General features: G+C 52.5%; 15 protein-coding genes. All 15 read left to right on the top strand.

The window, feature by feature from the left end:
* Positions 1-33 precede the first annotated feature (33 nt).
* The 15 genes from ACIFQN_RS28045 (at position 34) to ACIFQN_RS28115 (ending at position 17,728) form a co-directional block, all read left to right on the top strand.
* A complete protein-coding gene (locus ACIFQN_RS28045) occupies positions 34-2,100 on the top strand; it encodes a (Fe-S)-binding protein (protein ID WP_429836365.1) in 2,067 nt (688 codons plus the stop codon).
* A 547-nt stretch (positions 2,101-2,647) separates the two neighbouring features.
* A complete protein-coding gene (locus tag ACIFQN_RS28050) occupies positions 2,648-4,327 on the top strand; it encodes a sigma-54 interaction domain-containing protein (RefSeq protein ID WP_429836334.1) in 1,680 nt (559 codons plus the stop codon).
* 159 nt (positions 4,328-4,486) lie between these two features.
* On the top strand, positions 4,487-5,254 hold the full coding sequence (locus ACIFQN_RS28055) for an electron transfer flavoprotein subunit beta/FixA family protein (protein WP_429836335.1): 768 nt from the start codon (positions 4,487-4,489) through the stop codon (positions 5,252-5,254).
* A 16-nt stretch (positions 5,255-5,270) separates the two neighbouring features.
* Entirely contained in the window at positions 5,271-6,245 is a 975-nt protein-coding gene (locus ACIFQN_RS28060) for an electron transfer flavoprotein subunit alpha/FixB family protein (RefSeq protein WP_429836336.1), read from the top strand.
* A gap of 4 nt (positions 6,246-6,249) precedes the next feature.
* Positions 6,250-7,200, top strand: a complete 951-nt coding sequence (locus tag ACIFQN_RS28065) for an MBL fold metallo-hydrolase (RefSeq protein WP_429836337.1) — start codon at positions 6,250-6,252, stop codon at positions 7,198-7,200.
* 254 nt (positions 7,201-7,454) lie between these two features.
* Positions 7,455-8,345, top strand: coding sequence for an MBL fold metallo-hydrolase (locus ACIFQN_RS28070; protein WP_429836338.1), 891 nt, complete (start codon positions 7,455-7,457; stop codon positions 8,343-8,345).
* 16 nt (positions 8,346-8,361) lie between these two features.
* Complete coding sequence (locus tag ACIFQN_RS28075) at positions 8,362-9,120, top strand: beta-ketoacyl-ACP reductase (RefSeq protein ID WP_429836339.1); 759 nt, start codon at positions 8,362-8,364, stop codon at positions 9,118-9,120.
* A gap of 19 nt (positions 9,121-9,139) precedes the next feature.
* Positions 9,140-10,306, top strand: coding sequence for an acyl-CoA dehydrogenase family protein (locus ACIFQN_RS28080; protein WP_429836340.1), 1,167 nt, complete (start codon positions 9,140-9,142; stop codon positions 10,304-10,306).
* A gap of 34 nt (positions 10,307-10,340) precedes the next feature.
* Positions 10,341-10,763, top strand: a complete 423-nt coding sequence (locus tag ACIFQN_RS28085) for a MaoC family dehydratase N-terminal domain-containing protein (protein ID WP_429836341.1) — start codon at positions 10,341-10,343, stop codon at positions 10,761-10,763.
* 27 nt (positions 10,764-10,790) lie between these two features.
* Positions 10,791-11,216: a MaoC/PaaZ C-terminal domain-containing protein gene (locus ACIFQN_RS28090; RefSeq protein WP_429836342.1), complete on the top strand. Its 426-nt coding sequence runs from the start codon at positions 10,791-10,793 to the stop codon at positions 11,214-11,216.
* A 28-nt stretch (positions 11,217-11,244) separates the two neighbouring features.
* Entirely contained in the window at positions 11,245-12,489 is a 1,245-nt protein-coding gene (locus ACIFQN_RS28095) for an MFS transporter (protein ID WP_429836343.1), read from the top strand.
* 9 nt (positions 12,490-12,498) lie between these two features.
* Entirely contained in the window at positions 12,499-13,650 is a 1,152-nt protein-coding gene (locus ACIFQN_RS28100) for an acetyl-CoA acetyltransferase (protein ID WP_429836344.1), read from the top strand.
* A 1-nt stretch (position 13,651) separates the two neighbouring features.
* Positions 13,652-14,050 carry a Zn-ribbon domain-containing OB-fold protein gene (locus tag ACIFQN_RS28105; protein WP_429836345.1) on the top strand — a complete coding sequence of 133 codons (399 nt, stop codon included), beginning with the start codon at positions 13,652-13,654 and terminating at the stop codon, positions 14,048-14,050.
* A 37-nt stretch (positions 14,051-14,087) separates the two neighbouring features.
* Complete coding sequence (locus tag ACIFQN_RS28110) at positions 14,088-16,247, top strand: acetate--CoA ligase family protein (protein ID WP_429836346.1); 2,160 nt, start codon at positions 14,088-14,090, stop codon at positions 16,245-16,247.
* 155 nt (positions 16,248-16,402) lie between these two features.
* A complete protein-coding gene (locus tag ACIFQN_RS28115; RefSeq protein ID WP_429836347.1) occupies positions 16,403-17,728 on the top strand; it encodes an MFS transporter in 1,326 nt (441 codons plus the stop codon).
* Positions 17,729-17,883 lie beyond the last annotated feature (155 nt).

Genomic DNA, 17,883 nt, shown 5'->3' on the forward strand with positions numbered 1-17,883 from the left:
GCACACTAGCAACCAAGGAAAGGATGAATGCCGATGTTGGACCTGCTCAATGCATTAGCTTTTATCGTGGTAACGGGACTTGCCTTGTACATGTTTGCTCATGTGGTTTACAGTCGTATCGCCTTTATCAGGCTGGGCCGCAAATCCAATCTGAAAGAGGATACACGACAGCGGATGCAGGAAGTCCTTGTGAACGTGTTTGGGCAAAAGAAGCTGTTAAAAGACAAGAAAAGCGGAATCATGCATGTCATCATGTTTTATGGATTTATCATTTTGCAGCTGGGAGCACTCGAATTGATCATCAAAGGGGTCGTCAAAGGCTATGCGTATCCGATTGGCGGGGCGCATAAATATTTCAGCCTGCTGCAGGAGATTACCACGGTTTTGGTATTACTGGCAGTCATCTACGCCTATTATCGCCGGTATGTGGAAAAGCTGAAGCGGCTGAAAAGAGGGCTGAAGTCGGGGCTGGTCATCATTTTTCTGACCGTGCTGATGTCCTCAATTCTGCTTAGCCTTGCAGCAGAGCAGCGCTGGGTAGGAGATGAGGCGAGCTGGTATGCTCCGTTCTCGTCTGTGATCGCATACTTGTTTGCCGGGTTGAGCGAAGGGGCTGCAGGTGGGTTGTTTTATTTCTTCTGGTGGGTTCATTTGCTGACACTGCTCTCGTTTCTGGTCTATGTACCGCAGTCCAAGCACGCCCACTTGCTGTTTGCCCCGGTCAACGTGCTTTTGCGCGATACCAAGCCGGTCGGCCAACTAACCTCGATCGATTTCGAGGATGAGACACTGGAGCAGTATGGAGCAGGGAAGATCGAGGATTTTCGCCAAAATCAGCTAATCGATCTGTACGCCTGCGTGGAATGCGGACGCTGCACAAATATGTGTCCGGCATCGGGGACAGGAAAGACACTTTCGCCAATGGATGTGATCGTGAAAATGCGTGACCACCTTACCGAAAAGGGAGCGGCGATCACCTCGCGCACCGCATGGATGCCCCGGTTTGCTTTTCAGCCGAGAGCAGCTGTTGCCATAGCGGGTACGGGCATGGATGAGGTCGCGGTCGCAGCGGAACCTACATCGAGACAGCTGATCGGCGATGTTATCACGGAGGAGGAGCTGTGGGCGTGTACCACGTGCCGAAATTGCGAGGATCAGTGTCCGGTAGCGAATGAGCATGTGGAGAAGATTATTGATATGCGCCGTTTTCTGGTACTGACAGAAGGCAATATGCCGCACGAGGCGACCCGCTATTTTCAAAACATTGAACGGCAAAGCAACCCGTGGGGGATCAATCGTAAAGAACGAATCAAATGGCGGGAAGGACGGGAGGACCTCTACGTCCCGACTGTAAAGGAAACAGATGAGTTTGAATATCTGTTTTTTGTCGGTTCGATGGGTTCTTTTGACAATCGGAGCCAGAAGATCGCGCAAGCCTTCGCCAACATCATGAATCTGGCAGGCGTCAAATTTGCAATCCTGGGCAACGAGGAGCGTAACTCGGGTGATACGGCAAGACGCATGGGCAACGAATTTTTGTTCCAGCAGCTCTGCCAGGAAAATATCGCCACGTTCCAGGCCTACGACGTCAAGAAAATCGTTACGATCTGCCCGCATACCTATAATACGCTCAAAAACGAGTACCGCGAATTCGGCCTGGAAGCGGAAGTGTACCACCATACGGAGCTGATCTGGAAGCTGATACAGGAAGGGCGCATCGTCCCAACCAAAGAGGTAAAAGAGGCGGTCGCCTATCACGACTCCTGCTACATCGGCCGCTACAACGACATTTACGACATTCCACGCCAGATTCTCCAGACTGTTCCCGGCGTAACCATCCTGGAAATGAAGCGAAATCGGCAGGACGCCATGTGCTGCGGCGCTGGCGGTGGCATGATGTGGATGGAGGAGACACAGGGCAAGCGCGTCAATGTGGAGCGAACGGAACAGGCACTTCAATTAAGTCCGACGACGATCGGCAGCAATTGTCCCTACTGCCTGACGATGCTAGGCGATGGAATCAAAGCAAAGGAAGCCGAAGTACAGGTAAAAGCACTGGACATCGCAGAAATCGTAGAAAGATCGCTGATCGCAGGTTAACAAGCCCCTCACGGATGGATTGCCCGTCCGTGAGGGGTTTTTATCTGATAAGGCTAACATAATTAGACAAGTAACAGCTGGCTGAGGAAAAGGGAGAAAAAAGCGGAGGCATTAGGGACACAGCCAAGGCGGAATGGAAAAAACGGAGTCTGCCTTTAGCGTTCACCTCTGATCAGGCATCTAAGAGACAACCACTTTGGACGTGGGTTCCGTTTTTGGAATGGAGCCGGACAGGGATGACCCCCATGCAAGTGGCCCTACTAACGGAGCGTTTTCTCCCTTTTCCTCCCCTCCACCAAAGCCCCACAGACATCATTTTGAAAACGATCGGAAAAGACCGTAAGTCAAAGTTGAATCAAAAATTCAAAGATGATCAAGACAAGAATTCAGAAATGTTGTACTATTTAAACGATGACAATATAAAGGAAACTGAATAGCAAGGGAAGCTCGCACGGGATTGCTCATTCGTGTGTTTTTTCTTGGTGGACTTTTCGTCAGCTGTCGATTTGAAAACGCTTTCGATCACGAAACTCAGGAGGGAACCAAAGTGCAGCATTGTCAAAAATGGTTGGAGTATCTACCCTTTCCTTTGGTCATTACGAACGCGGAGAACTGTATCGAGCATTACAATTTCCTTTTTGCCAGACTTGCCGGTGGAGATACGGTTGGTGCGGATGTGAAAACCGTGTTTGACCAGTGGAAGCCAGAAGATACCTTTCTTGTTTCCGTTACCCTACATAACCATCCCTACGTTTTGCTGCACCACTCCATCCTAGTAGAGGAACAGCCATTTACCCTGTACATCGTGGCGGATAATACTCAGGTCCAGCAGCTGCGCCAAGAGGTCGTCAATCTGGAAACACAGCTGGAAGCCGTGATGGAAAGCTCCAATGATGGGATTTACATCACCGATGAGAAAGGTGTGACATTGAAGGTCAACGGCACGATCGAGAAGATGACCGGCTATCCCAAGCACTGCTTTGTGGGGCACAATGTTGCCGATCTGGTCAAGGAAGGGACGCTGAAACGCTCTATTACCTTAAAAGTACTGGAGGAGAGAAAGCGAGTCGACTACGTGTATCAATTGTCGGAGAGGAAGGCATTCGCCACGGGAATTCCAATCTTTAAGGAAAACGGTGACATTGACAAGATCATCACCAACGTAAGAGACCTGACAGAGGTCAATCATTTTTATAACGAGCTGCAGCGTGCCTTTGAACTAAACAGCCAGTATCGCCGCGAGCTGAATATGCTGAAAGGCAAGCTGAAGCTGATTGATTCGGATGTCGTCATCGAAAGCAAGCAGATGATTGATATTTACGATATGGCAGAGCGGATAGCGGATGTAGACGCTACCGTTCTGATTTTAGGCGAAACGGGTGTCGGGAAGGACGTGCTGGCGCGGCATCTCTACGCTTCCTCCAAGCGGAGCCAAAAGGGAGAGTTCATCAAGGTAAACTGCGGCGCCATCCCTTACGATTTGCTGGAGTCGGAGTTGTTTGGCTACGAGGCGGGAGCTTTTACGGGGGCCAATAAAACGGGAAAGCCCGGCATGTTCGAGCTAGCGGATAATGGAATGCTTTTTTTGGATGAAGTCGGCGAGCTGCCCCTCGCTCTTCAGGTGAAGCTGCTGCGCGTGCTGCAGGAAAGGGAAATTCAACGAATCGGGGCGACAAAGTCCAAAAAAGTCGACGTTCGCTTGATTGCAGCGACGAATCGCGATTTGAAGCAGATGGTGGCAGAGGGCAAGTTTCGGGAAGACCTATACTTCCGACTAAACGTGCTGCCTATTTCCATCCCGCCATTGCGAGAGCGAAGGGAAGATATCGTGCCGCTCGCCATTTCTGTGCTTGAGAAAGTGAACCACAAATACAACACGGAAAAACGATTCGATGATAAGCTGGAACGCTTTTTTTACCATTACAAATGGTCGGGAAACGTCCGCGAGCTAACGAATCTGGTTGAACGTCTGGTTCTCACTGTCCCTTCCAGTATTATCATGGTCGAGGATCTACCCGTAGACTACTCCGATTGTGAATGCACAGGAAGTCATTCCATAACCCATGAACTCAACAGAGTGATGACGTTAAAAGAAGCCGCTGAGATCGCTGAGCGGGAAATCCTCGCTCTCGCCGTGCAGAAATTCCAGAGCACATACAAGATGGCAGAGGAGCTGGGAACGAGTCAGGCGACGATCGTCCGTAAGCTGAAAAAATACAAGCTATAAACAAAAAGAGTGAATCTTTCAGGCAGCCTCCTCGAGACAGGGGCTGTCTTTTTGTGTTCCTTCCCACGGGAGAGTGCCCCTCCTTTTTGGCACGCTTTGTGCTTTGATTAACCAGCATAACCACCTATTCAAAAAGGCAGGAAAAAGGGAGGGACACACATGAACATCTTGGTGCTGCTCAAGCAAACGTTTGATACCGAAGAAAAAGTAGTGCTGCAGAATGGGAAGATCAATGAGGATGGTGTGCAGTTTATCATCAACCCGTACGACGAGTATGCGGTGGAAGAGGCTGTAAAGCTGGGGGAAGAGGCTGGCGGTGAAGTCACCGTGATCACGGTCGGTCCGCAGCGAGCGGAGGATGCGATCCGTACAGCCCTAGCCATGGGAGCTGACCGAGGCGTACGGATTGATCCGGAGGACCTCGAATGTGACGAATCGACGATTGCCCAGCTGCTCGCGGCAGCGATTCAGACACGCCCGTTTGACCTGGTGCTCGGGGGCAATATGGCGGTAGATTCAGGAGCAGGCCAAGTGGCGCTGCGCGTGGCGGAATCACTAGGCATCGCGCATGCTTCTGCTGTGACCAAGCTCGTGATTGAAGGAGATACGGCCACTGTCGAGCGCGACGTGGAAGGAGATATCGAGATTGCAGAGGTCCCCCTCCCTCTGCTGGTAACGGCACAGCAAGGACTGAATGAGCCGCGTTATCCCTCTTTGCCAGGCATTATGAAAGCAAAGAAAAAGCCGTTGGAATACCTGACCGTCGACGATTTGGGATTGAACAAAGATGAGCTGGCTGCACGGACGATTGTGATCGACCAATTTTATCCACCACAAAAAAAGGCGGGTCGAATTCTCGCTGGCGATTTCGGACAGCAGGTGAGCGAGCTGGTTCATTTGCTGCGTAAAGAAGCAAAAGTCATTTAACAAAGGAGGAGTACCTATGGGAAAGAAAGTCATGGTGCTTGCGGAAGCAAAGGATGGAAAGCTGAGAAACGTCTCATTCGAAGCGTTGACGGTAGCACAGAAGCTGGCAGCGGGCGGGGAAGTTGTCGCCGCTCTCATCGGAAATGGCGGGGCATCTCATGCGGAGGCGATCAGCAAGTACGGTCCAAGCAAGCTGTACGTGGCGGAGGATGAAGCCCTCACTGTCTATACGCCAGATGCTTATGTACAGACACTGCTTCAGCTGGTTCAAACGATATCCCCTGATGTCATCCTGATGGGTCATACCGCGATTGGCAAAGAAGTGGCACCTCGGGTGGCGGCTCGTTTGGGACTGGGTCTGCTCACCGATTGCACCGCGATTGAAGACAGAGAGGGGAGCGTTGCCTTTGATCGTCCTATCTACGCGGGAAAAGCTTTTCAAAAGCGTGGATTCCAGGAAGGGGCCATCTTTGCAACCTTGCGTGCCAACAACTTTCAGCCGGTGGAGAACCCGGTGAAGACGCAGATCATTCCCTTCCAGCCGGAAATCAAGGACATTCGAACGATTGTCAAAGAGATTGTACGCAAAACGGCGGGTGGCGTCGATTTGAGCGAAGCGAAGATCATCATCTCCGGCGGACGAGGGGTCAAAAGCGCAGAAGGTTTTGCCGTATTAAAGGAGCTGGCTGACGTGCTCGGAGGTGCAGTCGGCGCATCCCGCGGTGCCTGCGATGCCGGATACTGCCATTATGCCATGCAGATCGGGCAAACCGGAAAAGTCGTGACGCCTGATCTGTACATTGCCTGCGGCATCTCCGGAGCCATTCAGCATTTGGCTGGAATGTCGAATTCCAAATGCATCGTTGCGATTAATAAAGATCCGGAGGCTCCGATCTTTCAGGTGGCTGACTACGGGATTGTCGGCGATCTTTTTGAAGTGGTGCCGCTGCTGACTTCAGAATTTCAAAATGTGCTGATGACACAGGGGTAACGTCATGAATTACGAGAAAATCGGTCCAGTGGAAATCGTCATCGGAGAGAGCCAAAGCCGTTCGCCATTCTCCACCTCCCTCTTGATTCGCGACAAGAGCACAAAGGAGAGCACGCTGATCGATTGCGGTGGAGGCCCTTCCGTTTTCGCTTATTTGCAGCAGCAGAAGATCCGGCAGATTTTTTTGACGCACTTTCATCCCGACCATACAAGTGGGACGCCTCTGTTTGATCAGACGCAAATCCTGATAAACCCGTACGACTACAACCGGCTCCTGCAGTTTGCGGAAATGAGGAAAAGCCCGGCAACCAGCAGGGACTCCCGGAAAGCAGCGGGAACCCCACAGCTGATCTATCCCTACGAGCAGGAAATCAATATGTCAGGAACGACGGTAATCATGCTTCATGCGCCAGGACACAGTGAGGGTTTTTGCTGCCCCTACATACCAGAGCATGGCATTCTGATGATCGGCGATATTGATCTGACCAGCTTTGGACCTTGGTATTTTGGTCCTGACAGCGACATTGACCAATTTATTGCCTCTGCCCGCATGACGCTTGAAGTAGACGCCAAATACTTCCTCACCTCGCATCAGAAGGGCATGGTATTGCAGGAGGAATATCCAAGAAAGCTGGAGCAGTACCTGGAGATTATCGATCGTCGCGAGGAACGGATTAAGCAAGCAATCAAAAGAGGCTGCTCGCCCGCCGAGCTGATCCTGCAGGACGTTATCTATTTTCGAAAAGACCATGGGCAAGCAGCTTTTATCGTGCGAAATGAGCAAATGGGAATTGCCAAGCACCTGAAACGAATGATTCGAAACGGAGAGCCATTGGGCGATTACTTTCTGGAATTTGCCATGGCTCACAAGCTGGCCCCGGATTACGTGGAGCAATTTACGCGTCCAGCCTTCGTGGGAAAAGCAAGTGCGCAGAGTGAAACAAAAATGAATTAGTAAGTCAAAAATAAGTTACTCGGTTGTTGCTTGCTTTACATTCATTTAGCCGATGTGAGCAAATCAAAATTGAATTGTCAGGGAGTAGCTTTGACTGACGGGGTGGAAGAGCAGGAGGAATTCCATCTTGCTCTTCACTGGCACGGTTGTTGCGAAAGTAAGTAGTGTGAACATTCAGATATGGGGAGAGGGGAGGGGCAACTATCTTTGGCGCGATTCAAATTGAAATCGAAACCACCTACATGGAAGGAGACGTGAACGTTTACGTGCTTGTCGGCGATCCGGTTACCTTGATCGATAGCGGGATCCCCGGGCAAGCGTCGTTGGATCAACTGCAAGCAGGTTTAGCCAAGCATGGGCTTAAGCTTTCCGACCTGCAGCAAATCATCGTGACCCATATGCATGAAGACCACTGTGGGGGCGTGACGGACATCCAGATGCACGTAGACATTCCGATTTACGTCCACGAGCAAGCACAAAGACAGCTTACCCTCGGAAGAACGGTTCACGAGCAGACGGAATCATTTTTTGACTCGTTCATTGCGCGGTGTGGAGCCGCAGATATTTTTCAAAGAAAGCAGCCTTATCGCCACAAAGAATGGCGACATGTCCGGTATGTGAGAGACGGCGACACGATAGCGGCTGGTGGAGAAGAGCTGAACGTATTGTATGTGCCAGGACATAGTCAGAGTGATATTTGTTTGTGGAATGAAAGAACGGGGGATGCGTTCGTCGGCGACTACCTGTTGGAACACATTTCCGCAAACGCTTTCATCGTGCCTCCTGATCAGGATCAAAAAGAGAGAGAAAGGCCGCTCGTCCAGCTACGGGAATCGTTACGGAAGACCTACGATTTGGCGTTTCGTACGATCTATCCGGGCCATGGATCCGCCTATCACGGGCATCGTCGGGTGATTGACAAACGTTTTGCGGAGCACAAGGAGCGCTGCGAGCGGATCTACGAGCATTTGAGAGAGAATCCACATTCGGTTTATGAGTTAAGCCACGCACTTTTTCCTTTTTTACAAGGGAGATCGATCTTTTTAGGGCTATCGGAAATTCAGGGGCATTTGGACCTCTTGGAAGAGCAGGCAAGAGCCGCTGTTCAGATGGTTGGCAAGGTGGCCCACTATCGGGCGATTTAGAAAAGGAGGCTTGGGAATGGGGCAGTTGACAAGCAGAGTAGCGGTGGTGACGGGGGCTGGTCGTGGCATTGGAGCGGCTACGGCACAACGACTGGCGAAAGACGGCGCAAAGGTTGGCGTAATCGATCTGAAAGAGGAAGCTTGCCTGGAGACCGTACAGTCGATCCAGGAAGCGGGTGGTGAAGCGATAGCAATCGGCTGCAACGTGGCAGACTCGAAAGACGTAGAAGAAGCTTTTGCGAAAGTGGCAGCCCAGTTTGGCAGACTCGATATTCTGGTGAACAATGCAGGCGTGCTGCGGGACAATCTGCTCTTTAAAATGAGCGATGACGACTGGGATACCGTCATGAATGTGCATCTGAAGGGAAGCTTTCTGTGCAGTCGTGCGGCGCAAAAGTACATGGTAGAACAGCGCTACGGAAAAATCGTCAATACGAGCAGCACTTCTGCATTGGGCAATCGCGGGCAGGCCAACTATTCCGCAGCCAAAGCAGGCCTGCAGGGCTTTACGAAGACGCTGGCGATCGAGCTCGGCCCATTCAACATCAACGTCAATGCCGTTGCCCCAGGCTTCATCGCCACGGACATGACGCGTCAAACAGCAGAGCGGGTAGGGGCTGATTTTGAAGAAAATCAACGGCTGGCTTCGCAGCGGATCCCTTTGCGTCGAGTAGGTCAGCCTGAGGACGTTGCGAACCTGGTGGCGTATCTGGTGAGTGACGATGCGAGCTATGTATCGGGTCAAGTCATTTATATCAACGGCGGCAGCCGCTAATTAGGAGGAGGAATGAAGGATGGATTTCACATTAACCGATGAGCAACGCATGATACAACGTACGGTGCGGGATTTCGTACAAAAGGAAGTCATGCCCTATGAGCAGCAGGTGCTGCGCAATGAACGGGAAGGCAAGCCAGGGATCTCGAGGGAAGAAGTGAAAGCTCTGCAGCAAAAAGCGAAAGCAGCAGGCTTCTGGGGAATCAATACGCCTGAGGAATACGGTGGAGCCAATCTCGGTCCGATCATGAGTGCCTTGATTACCATGGAGCTGGGCCGAACCTTCGTCCCCTTTAACTTCGGCGGTAGTGCGGATAACATTTTGTACCACTGCAACGAGGAGCAAAAGAAAAAATACTTGATCCCATTGATCAATGGCGAGCGTCGTTCCTGCTTTGCGATCACAGAGCCAGGGGCGGGGTCGGATGCGCGCAGCATTCGCATGACGGCGGTCAAGGATGGCAACGAGTACGTGCTGAATGGGGAAAAGACATTCATCACCAACGGAAATGAAGCAGACTTCGTGATGGTATTCGCGGTAACGGACAAGGAAAAAGGAGCAGACGGCGGAGTGACCTGCTTCCTGGTGGATCGCGATATGGGCTGGCGCTCGGAAAACATCCCGACGATGGGCGAATGGGGACCTGCCTCTCTCGTATTTGAAAACGTCCGTGTGCCGGAAGAGAACATTCTGGGCGAATTGGGCAAAGGCTTCAACCTGAGTATGAAATGGATCGGCCAAGGACGCTGGGCAATTCCAGCACGTGCAGTAGGGGCAGCAGAACGCTTGCTGCAAATGGGGATTGATTATTCGAAGCAGCGCGTTACCTTTGGTAAACCGATCGCAGAGCGTCAAGCGATCCAATGGATGATTGCCGATTCCGCCGTAGAAATCGAGGCTGCCAAATGGATCGTGCTGCGCGCCGCATGGATGGTAGAGAATGGCATGGATGCCCGTCACCAATCCTCCATCGCCAAGCTGTTCGGATCGGTCATGGCGAACCAGGTCGTGGATCGCGTGCTGCAAATTCACGGTGGTATGGGCTATACCAAGGAGCTGCCAATCGAGCGCTGGTACCGTGAAGCTCGCTTGTGGCGCATTTTTGAAGGAACAGATGAGATTCAAAAACGGACGATCTCCCGCAATCTGCTCAAAGGCCATGTGAAAGTGGGCGAACTCTTGTAAAACCAAATCGACTCTATGAAAGGAGGGCTCTTCTTTGGTACTTGATCGCAATGTGATTGGCACCACAAGTGAATCGAAAGTGATAGAGATCGAAAAAGGGGCAATCCGAACGTTTGCCAATGCGATTGGCGACCCCAATCCTTTATATACGGATGAGGAATTTGCAAAAAATCATGGCTTTGCCAGTTTGGTCGCACCTCCGACATTCCCGACGACATTTCGTGTACCCAATCCCAATCTTCAAATCAAGGCGGCGCGTGTGCTGCATGGCGAGCAGGAGTATAGCTATGTTCGGCCGATCGTCGCCGGAGAGTCGCTGCGCTGCTCAAGCAAGGTAGTCGATGTGTACGAGCGCGCAGGGAAGCTGGGAGCGATGACCTTTCTGGTGACGGAAATCCGCGGCGAGGATTTGGACGGCAATCTGGTGTTCACGGGAAGAAGCACAATTATTCTGTAAGGCTGGTCAGGAAGGGAGGATAAGTCCATGCAGTCGATTCGTTGGGACGAAATCGAGGTAGGACAGCAGTTGGAACCATTGATTCAAACCGCTATTGATAAAGTGCAATTGGTGAAATACGCAGGAGCTTCCGGAGACTTTAATCCGATTCATACGGATGACGAGACGGCGCGCAAGGTAGGACTTCCTGGCGTTATCGCCCACGGCATGCTGAGCATGGGCTTTCTTGCAGAGCATGCTGCCGGGATCGTTGGAACAAATGGGTTCGTGAGCCGTTTGAAGGTGCGTTTTGCCGGTATGGTTTTTCCCGGCGACGTGCTGACCTGCCACGCAAAGGTGGTAGCCAAGGACGAGACCGAGCGTACGGTTGGCTTGGAGGTTCGGATTGAACGGGAAGAGGGAAAAGCTTTAACAGTCGGGGAAGCGGTGCTCACGTACTATCAGACCGCTTGACCATCCCTCTTGTCTTGCATGAAAGAGGGTGGATCTCACGCGAAAGGCTTCCATTTGGCTACTGCTCTCAACCATGTTTCTCACCAGTTTGGGATTTGGGGTAATCTTGCCCACCTTGCCTTTTTTATCGAAGCACTTGGGTGCGACACCCCTTCAGATGGGGCTGGCGATTTCGGTTTTCTCTGTCGCCTCCCTGTTTGCAAGCTTTCTCTGGGGTGCTGCGAGTGACAGGCTTGGCCGCCGCCCCGTACTGATTATGGGCATCGTCGGCTATGGCTTGTCGTCTGCACTCCTGGCGCTTGCACCCAATATCACGGTATTGCTGATCCTACGGTTTCTAGCAGGGGTGATGGCATCTGCCGTATCTCCGTCATCGATGGCATTGGTGACAGAGCTGACCAGTGCAGAGGAGCGGCCACGGATTCTGGGCTATATGGGCTCGATTAACGGTATCGGCTTTATTTTTGGACCGCCTGTTGGAGCGTTTCTCAGCATCTTTGGTATCGGGGTACCGTTTGTCAGCGTCGGACTGCTTTCGATTCTCAATGGACTATTGGCGATGCGCTTTTTGCCGCGGGAAAGCAAGCTTGAGGAAGTGTCTTCTGAAGCTTTCCGCCCGGAAGCCAATAAAGGCAATGCATGGGTGGCTGGGGTAAAACGATTAGGCTTGCTCTTGAAAAACAAAATGATCGCGCCGCTGCTGTTCGGATCGTTTGTCATCGCATTGGCGGACGCAAGTATTTCCTCTACGCTCTCCTACTTCATCACAGGCCCACTTCAGTCGACGCAGACGATGGCGGGCTGGGCGTTCATGATGAATGCAGGTGTGAGTGCAATCGCGCAGGCAACCGTCTTTGCCCGTATCTTTACCCGCTACGGAGACATGATGACGATTGTGATTGGATTTTCCTTTGGGGCAGTCGGTTTCTTTCTCCTGGGGCTATCTCAGTTGCTTGTGTGGGCGTTTGGCGCGGTGGCACTCCTTTCCTTATGTCGCGGTCTTGCTTTTCCCTCGATTACGACGGGCATCTCTCTGCGAATCTCGGCGGCATTGCAGGGGAGCGGTTTTGGTTCCTACAACACGGTAGGCAGTTTGGGGCGCACACTAGGGCCGTTGATTGCCGGATGGTTGTTTTCGCTGCATGCGAGCAGTCCGTTTTTCTTCTCTGGAGGACTATTGCTCCTGACGGTCGGTGCCTTCCTGATCTGGACATACCGGGAGAAGAAAATGTCGGCGCATCAGCAATCAGGTACTGTTCAGAAAACAGTTTAGTGGGGGTGAGTGATCTTGAAATCCGAGCGTATAGCGGCGATTGTGGGAGTCGCTGAGTCTGATCTGGGCTTGGTGCCAGGTAAAAACGTGCTGCAATTGCAGGCGCAGGCGGCAAAAGCGGCGCTGGACGATGCCGGTTTTACAAAAGATGATGTGGATGCACTCTTTACGGCAGGGAACTGGGCATGGGCGCCCAATTTGATGCTGGGCGAGTACCTGGGCATCAAGCCCAAATTCACAGACGGGACCAATATTGGCGGGTCGTCGTTTGAGTCTCACGTAGGGCATGCATTAGCAGGTATTCGAGCAGGACTGTTTGATGTAGCGCTGATCACCTATGGAAGCACCCAACGCTCCAATCCTGCCCGAGGCGCTGCCGTTCCCTTTGCTCCACTTACCGAGCAGTATGAGCGTTCTTTTGGCTTGCCGATGACAGTTGGGGCATATGCGCTAGCTGCCATGCGGCACATGCATCAGTACAAGACGACATCGGAGCAGCTGGCAGAGATCGCCGTGGCTACGCGCAAGTGGGCGATGCGCAACGAAAAAGCGATGATGCGCGAGCCGATTAAGATCGAGGATGTCCTGAAATCCCGGATGATTGCAGAGCCTCTGCATCTTCTGGACTGCTGCCTGGTGACGGATGGAGGAGGAGCTGTGGTAGTGGCGTCTGCTCGGGCTGCGGCTCGCGCAAAGAAACGTCCGGTCTGGATTCTCGGACACGGGGAGACGCATACCCACAATTCCATTGCTAATATGCCTGATTTGACGATGACAGGAGCGCGTGAATCCGGTCGCCGCGCCTTTGAGATGGCGGGAGTAACGCATGATGAAATCGATGTGGCAGAAATTTACGATTCGTTTACCATCACGGTGCTGCTCACCTTGGAAGCGCTCGGCTTCTGCAAGCCAGGTGAGGGCGGGGCGTTTGTCAGCGGTCAGCGAACCGCACCAGGCGGAGCGTTTCCGATGAATACCAACGGCGGAGGGCTTTCCTATACCCATCCAGGCATGTACGGCATCTTCTTGCTGATCGAAGCGGCTCGTCAGCTCAGGGGTGAAGGTGGAGAGCGTCAGGTGCCAAATGCCAAGCTGGCTTTGGTAAACGGTACAGGCGGCGTCCTCTCATCCACATCAACCGTTATTCTGGGGAGGGATTAACATGGCGGGCCAAATTCCAAAGCCAGTGGTCGATAGCGATTCCAAACCATACTGGGATGGCTTGAACAACCACGAGCTATTGATCCAGCATTGCGATGATTGCAGCAAGCATATTTTTTATCCGCGGCTCTTATGTCCGCATTGCTTTTCCGATCAGATCTCATGGACACAGGCAAGCGGGCAGGGACAAATCTACAGCTATACCGTTGTTCATCGGGCGTTTGGTCCGTTTGCTGATCAGACTCCCTACGTAGTTGCGATCGTCGAGCTGGCAGAGGGCGTGCGGATGATGTCGCGGATCATTGGGAATCGGGAGGACATTGCCATTGGCAAACCGGTTACGGTCACCTTCGAGAAAGTGGACGATGACCTCACTCTGCCTTATTTCAAGCTAGTCTAGCTGCAGATCAGGTTGAATTGAACTGGAGGTGTGGGTATTGAGTGGAAATGCAAAAGTAGCCATATCCCCCGAACGTTTGCGGGCGTTTTTCCATCCACGGAATGTAGCGCTGATCGGGGCGACAGACAAATCGATGTGGTCCGTTTTTACCTATAAAAATCTGAAGATTATGAATTTTGGTGGTGAAATCTACTGCGTCAACCCAAATCGGGATGTCGTTCATGGGCAGAAAGCGTATCACTCCCTGCTGGAAATAGAAGATTCGATCGATTTGGCGTATGTCATGGTCCCTTCCAGTCACATCATGCAGGTGATGAAGGAAGCGGCAGAGAAAAAAATCCGCAATCTTGTCTTGCTGACGGCCGGTTTTAGTGAGCTTGGGGAAGCGGGACAAAAGCTGGAGCAGGAGCTGCTCGCCTTTGCCAAAGAGCATGATCAGCTGATTCTAGGGCCAAATGGCAACGGGTTTGTCAACGTCACCTCGAGCTTGACGCCGTATGGCTTGCCGATCACGCCGCCGCTCAAGGCAGGGCCGGTCGGGGTTGTCCTGCAGAGTGGGGCCCTGGCCAGCTCGATTATGACGCTGGCGCAGGTGCGCAACGTAGGGCTGAGCTTTCTCGTAGCGATGGGGAACGAAACGATGATTTCTGCGACGGATATCATCGATTACTTGATTGAGGATGAATCGACGAAGGTAATTGCTCTGTTCCTGGAGTCGATCCGACAGCCCGAAGAGTTTGCCCGGGTAGCCAAAAAAGCGCTGCAGTACGGCAAACCGATCGTGGCCCTCAAGATCGGACGCAGTGAAAAAAGCGCGCATACAGCGATGGCGCATACCGGTGCATTGGTCGGGGATGATGCGGTCAATGATGCAGCGTTCCGTCAGCTCGGCGCCATTCGCGTCAATTCACTGGAGGATCTGCTCACGACGGCAGGGCTTCTGGGGTACACCCCGCCGTTGTTTGGTCGAAGAATGGGCGTCGTCACACCATCTGGAGGAGCGTGCGATATCCTGTCAGACCGCTCAGCGGATGAGAAAATCGAGCTGCCTGAGTTCTCCCCTCAAACGGTGCAGGCACTCAAAGAGATCGTCCCCAGTTTTTCCACTGTGCACAATCCGCTTGATGTGACGGGGTATGTCGTAGTCGACCGAACCCTGATGCGACGGGCCTTGGCGGCAGTCTCCAAGGACCCTGAGCTTGATTTCATCATCTCATTGGTAGACCCGCCCAGGGTGGAGCCGGAGGACGTGGCCCCTGTCTACGAGCAGTACGAAGAGCTGTCCAAAATCGTCAATAACGCCGCGTGTCCGATCATCCTCGTGATGAACACCTCACTGGAGATGACGCCATTCGGGCAGAAGGTGGCAGACAAGTACGGCCTCCATTTCGTGGGAGGTATGGAGCATGGACTCACAGCGCTCGGCAAAGCGGTCTGGTGGAACGAGAAGTATCGGGCGAATAAAGCGTCTGCGGCAAAGAAAGCCCACCCTGTGGTTGAGCTGTCCATAGATGTAGCAGGCGGCGAATGGTCCGAGTACCAGGCGCGAAAGTTTTTGGAGGAGCATGGGGTACCTGTCGTTCCAGGCTTGCTCGCTACAAAGTTGGATGAAGCCATCGCAGCAGCCGAGCAGGTAGGCTACCCGGTTGCGATGAAAATCCAATCGGAGGATATCGCTCATAAAAGCGACATTGGCGGCGTGAAGCTGGGACTGGCTTCAGAGGCAGAGATAGCAGATGCCTATCAGGAGATTCTGGCGAATGTGCAAAAACGAGCGCCAGGCAGCCGGATCGAAGGCATGCTCGTCAGCCCGATGCGACCAGCGGGAACAGAGCTATTGGTGGGGATTGTCAATGACCCGCTGTGGGGCTTGGTATTGGCGGTAGGAATCGGCGGCGTCTTCGTCGAGGTGTTCAAGGACACCAGCCTGCGTGTGCTGCCGGTCGAGCACGATGAGATTCGGACGATGCTGGAAGAGCTACGCGGCCTTCCTTTGCTGAAAGGAACGCGTGGGAGAATCGCCGCCGATCTGGAGAAGGTAACGGATGCCATCTACAAAGTCAGCCAGCTTGCGTTCTCTGCAAAACAAAGCCTGCAGGAGCTGGAAATCAATCCGCTGTGGGTGCATGGCGGGCAAGTCGAGGCACTCGATGCCTTGATGAAGTGGAAACAAACGGATAGAGTCGTCTCCCAATAGCATTCCTTTTCGTGGCGTTCAGCCGGGTCTGAGGCAGGGTCTGCTGGACGCCATCACCTACAAAATGCAGCGCTTGTGACTCGGTGCGTTTCGCTTGAGTTTGCTCTTTTTCTTTGGTTATATAAGCGCTTTACCACTAAAGGAGGCGACGAAAAATGCCAAAAAGCACGGGATTACTGTCCCGGGAACTCACGGAATATCCAGTCGGAGGAAAAAGGATCTGGTTATTGTTTATCGCCATTCTGGCCAATTTTATCGCATCCTACGAGGCTCAGATCGCTCCGGTCCTGCCGCTCTTGTTAAATGATTTGGACATTACGCTTGCCCAGTACGGTGTCGTTTCCGCGATCTCCGTCATTGCCTCCGCCATCTCGGGACTGATCGTCGCACCTTTGTCAGACAAATACGGTCGAGTTCGCTTTCTGGTTCCCGGGTTGTTCCTCACCGCCGTTTGTGTTTATTGCATGGCTTTGGTCAGCTCGCTTTCCGAGCTTTTGCTCTTGCGCATTTTGCTCGCATTCGTCGATGGTCTGGCTCTAGGAACGACAGCTGGCCTGGTGCGTGACTTCTCGCCGCGGCTGGGGCGGGCGCTTGCATTTGGTTTTTGGACGTTTGGTCCAGTTGGCTCCAACTTTTTTGCCGCCGCGATGGCAGGGTGGACTTTGCCGATCTATCAGACGTGGCAGTCGCAGTTTATCATTGGCGGAACGATAGCAGCGGTTTCTGCGATCGTCATCATGTTTAATATCCGAGACCTTTCTCCGAAGCTTCGTTCCCATGTCATTGAAAATGAGGTCGATCTAAACAAGAAAGCAGCCGAGGACAAGAAGGCCGTAGTCAAACCGAAAATGCGCGATATTTTGGGGATTCCCCACATCTGGATGCTCAGCATCGGTATTTCCTTCTTTTTGCTCACCTATTTGACGATCGCATCGTTCGGTCCGAAAATGCTGGTAGATGCATTCGGCTATGAACCGCACGCGGCAGCATCCATCGCCAAGTATTTCTGGCTGTTCAACCTGCTGACACTGCTTATCGCCGGTTGGATCTCTGACCGTTTGCAGCTGCGTAAAATTGTATCGCTCACTGGAACAATCTTGTTTGGACTCTATATGCTGTTCTTCCTCACACTGTTCGGCAAGGAGGTATCAGATGGAGCCATGATCATCTACACCTCCATTCTGGGCGGTCTGATCGGTATCGCCTATGGTCCCTGGTGTGCCCTGTTCTCTGAGAATGCGGAGGATGTCAACCCTTCTCTGCAATCTTCTGCGTGGGCTGTGTTTGGGCTGGTATCCAAAGTGATGGGGATCTTAAATACCCTGATTGCTCCGCTGGTGGTAGCCGCTTTCGGCTGGGATTCCTGGCTGTGGATTGCGTTGGGAGTCGGGGTCATTATTTACATCCCGTGTCTCTTTACAGGAAAGGGTCCGTGGCTGCGCAGGAAAGTCGAACATAAACCGATCGCGACCGTCCAGTAATTTGCGCGAAAGCCATCAGTCGTCTCATGCAAATCAAAGAACCGAAGCGCCAGAACGGTTGTTATCGTCGAGTATTTTGAAGACGAACAAAATATCATTTCAGTGCTGTGCTGGGTAGCGCGAGGCTTGCCTGTCTGATTATCCATACGGAAGGA

It is taken from the genome of Brevibacillus sp. NRS-1366 (assembly GCF_050467985.1).

What these genes read in the sequence shown, in the direction of transcription:
- ACIFQN_RS28045 (WP_429836365.1), top strand. Translation starts at nt 34, where the DNA reads ATGTTGGACCTGCTCAATGCATTAGCTTTTATCGTGGTAACGGGACTT.
- ACIFQN_RS28055 (WP_429836335.1), top strand. Translation starts at nt 4,487, where the DNA reads ATGAACATCTTGGTGCTGCTCAAGCAAACGTTTGATACCGAAGAAAAA.
- ACIFQN_RS28060 (WP_429836336.1), top strand. Translation starts at nt 5,271, where the DNA reads ATGGGAAAGAAAGTCATGGTGCTTGCGGAAGCAAAGGATGGAAAGCTG.
- ACIFQN_RS28065 (WP_429836337.1), top strand. Translation starts at nt 6,250, where the DNA reads ATGAATTACGAGAAAATCGGTCCAGTGGAAATCGTCATCGGAGAGAGC.
- ACIFQN_RS28075 (WP_429836339.1), top strand. Translation starts at nt 8,362, where the DNA reads ATGGGGCAGTTGACAAGCAGAGTAGCGGTGGTGACGGGGGCTGGTCGT.
- ACIFQN_RS28080 (WP_429836340.1), top strand. Translation starts at nt 9,140, where the DNA reads ATGGATTTCACATTAACCGATGAGCAACGCATGATACAACGTACGGTG.
- ACIFQN_RS28090 (WP_429836342.1), top strand. Translation starts at nt 10,791, where the DNA reads ATGCAGTCGATTCGTTGGGACGAAATCGAGGTAGGACAGCAGTTGGAA.
- ACIFQN_RS28105 (WP_429836345.1), top strand. Translation starts at nt 13,652, where the DNA reads ATGGCGGGCCAAATTCCAAAGCCAGTGGTCGATAGCGATTCCAAACCA.
- ACIFQN_RS28115 (WP_429836347.1), top strand. Translation starts at nt 16,403, where the DNA reads ATGCCAAAAAGCACGGGATTACTGTCCCGGGAACTCACGGAATATCCA.